The sequence below is a fragment of the Mesorhizobium sp. M7A.F.Ca.CA.001.10.2.1 genome (genome assembly GCF_003998575.1).
GTDB lineage: Bacteria > Pseudomonadota > Alphaproteobacteria > Rhizobiales > Rhizobiaceae > Mesorhizobium.
Genome location: NZ_RZQY01000795.1, coordinates 1 through 2,428 on the forward strand (window position 1 = coordinate 1; position 2,428 = coordinate 2,428).

The following is a 2,428-nucleotide window of genomic DNA, read 5'->3' on the forward strand; positions in this document are numbered from 1 at the left end:
ATCCTGGTGGTGCTGGCCGGATGGTATTTCGGCTTCGATCCGTCGACGATCCTGGGTGGCGGCGGCGGACTGGCGCCGGGCGGCGGCGGCCAGATTACCGAGGACAGCGGCTCTGCTACGCCCGCCAATGATGAGATGAAGCAGTTCGTGGCGACCGTGCTGGCCGAGACCGAGGACACGTGGACCGGGATCTTCAAATCGCAGGGGCTGACATATGAGGACCCGAAGCTGGTGCTGTTCAGCGGCCAAATCCGTTCGGCCTGCGGCTCGGCATCGTCGGCCGCCGGGCCGTTCTATTGTCCGGGCGACCACAAGGTCTATCTCGATACAACCTTCTTCCAGCAACTCGACCAACAGTTCGGCGCCTCTGGCGACTTCGCCCAAGCCTATGTGATCGCGCACGAGGTAGGCCACCACGTGCAGAACTTGACGGGCATTATGTCCAAGTTCAACCAGATGCGGCAAGGCATGGACCAGGCGGAGGCCAACCAGATGTCGGTGCGCATCGAGCTGCAAGCCGACTGCTTCGCCGGCGTGTGGGCGCATTTCACCGGGCAGAAGGGCATCTTGGAGCAGGGCGATTTCGAAGAGGCGCTCAATGCTGCCCAAAAGATCGGCGACGACACGCTGCAGAAGAAGACGCAGGGCTATGTCGTACCGGAAAGCTTCAACCACGGCACCTCGCAGCAGCGGCAGACCTGGCTGGCGCGTGGTTACAAGAGCGGCAAGCTGTCGGATTGCAACACGCTGAGTGGGCCGATCTGACCAGACCGTTTTCAAGCTTCACCTGCCGGCGATGTTGTCGTCAGGGGGTGTCAGGATGACCAGATTCGGCCTGTTCCCGCATTGTTCCTTGCCGCGAGCTCGCCTATAAGCTGCGTCCGCCTGCGCCTGAGGGCGAGCAGAGGAGCTTGACCCAGCATGATCGACCCCAAAACCGCCAGACGGGGCCTTGCGCTCGTCTTCACCACGCTGCTGCTCGACATTATCGGCTTCGGCATGATCATGCCGGTGCTGCCGGCCTATCTCAGGGAATTGACCGGGGTCAGCATCAGTGGCGCGGCGATCGAAGGCGGCTGGCTGTTGTTCGTCTATGCGGCGATGCAGTTCGTCTTCGCGCCGATCATGGGTGGCTTGAGCGACCGGTTCGGGCGGCGGCCGATCCTGCTCGCATCGGTGCTGACCTTCTCCATCGACAATCTGATCTGCGCGGTCGCCTGGTCCTACCCGATGCTGTTCATCGGGCGTGTGCTGGCCGGCATTTCAGGCGCCAGCTATTCGACGACTTCAGCCTTCATCGCGGATATCTCGAACGATGAGAACCGGGCAAAGAATTTCGGCCTGCTCGGTATCGCGTTTGGCGTCGGCTTCGTCATCGGGCCGGTTCTGGGCGGGCTGCTCGGCACGTTCGGGCCGCGCGTGCCATTCTATTTCGCCGCCGGGCTCGCCTTCGTGAATTTCCTCATTGCGTTGTTTTTCCTCCCGGAAACGCTCGATGACAAGCATCGCCGCCGCTTCGAGTGGAAACGCGCCAACCCGGTCGGCACGCTGCTGCAGATGCGCCAATATCAAGGCATCGGCTGGATCGGGCTTGTCTTCTTCCTGATGACGCTCGGACACATGATGTATCCGGCGGTCTGGTCGTTCGTCTCCAGCTACCGCTATGGCTGGAGCGAGCAGCAGATCGGCTTCTCGCTCGGCGCCTTCGGCCTGTGCGGTGCGATCGTCATGGCGACGGTGCTGCCGCGCGTGATCCCGAGGCTTGGCGAGTGGAAGACGGCGGTCATCGGCCTGACATTCACGGCAGCCAGCGCCTTCGGCTACGCCTTCGCGTCGCAAGGCTGGATGATCTATGCGGTGATCGTCGTCGGCTGTCTGGAAGCGCTGGCCGATCCGCCGCTGAGGAGCCTCGCCGCCGCCAAGGTGCCGCCCTCGGCACAAGGCGAGTTGCAGGGCGCGATGACCTCGATCTTCTCGATCACCTCGATCATCACGCCGCTGCTCTATACGGCGATCTTTTCCTGGTTCACCGGGCCAAGCGCGCCGGTGACCTTCGGCGGTGCGCCCTATCTGGTCGGCGCATGTTTTCTGACGCTGGCGGTCATCGTCTTCGTCACCAAGGTGGCGAGGCCCGCGGCGCGCGCAAATGTCTCCGCCGGCGTCGCCGAAGATGGAGCGCAGGTGTGAGCCACAGCCGCATTGCGCTCACCTGGGAGGGCCATCCCAGAAGCCAGCGAGGGCCGGGCGGTGGCTTGGACATTCCGATGCGTTCGCTGTGAAGCGCCAATCGTCCTGACGCTTGCGCCGCCCCTTGTATCTGCACGAGATGATTATGTGCGATGGAAGCGATTGAGCCTCGGGCCGGATGGCCATCCGGCCCGAGGCTTGGCGAAGTCGCCCGCTGCCCCTCCGGCTACAACCGTCAATG

The 2,428-nt window shown here is 63.2% G+C and carries 2 protein-coding genes; both read left to right on the forward strand.

Annotated elements, in window-relative coordinates:
- Positions 1 to 765 (forward strand): neutral zinc metallopeptidase (locus tag EN964_RS31830; RefSeq protein WP_127277224.1); only part of this gene is annotated, 765 nt, incomplete at its 5' end.
- Between the two features lie 156 nt (positions 766 to 921).
- Positions 922 to 2,187, forward strand: a complete 1,266-nt coding sequence (locus tag EN964_RS31835) for a TCR/Tet family MFS transporter (protein WP_127272755.1) — start codon at positions 922 to 924, stop codon at positions 2,185 to 2,187.
- Positions 2,188 to 2,428 lie beyond the last annotated feature (241 nt).

Bases quoted from the DNA above. Each gene is read 5' to 3' on its own strand.
- EN964_RS31835 (WP_127272755.1), top strand. From the start codon at position 922: ATGATCGACCCCAAAACCGCCAGACGGGGCCTTGCGCTCGTCTTCACC.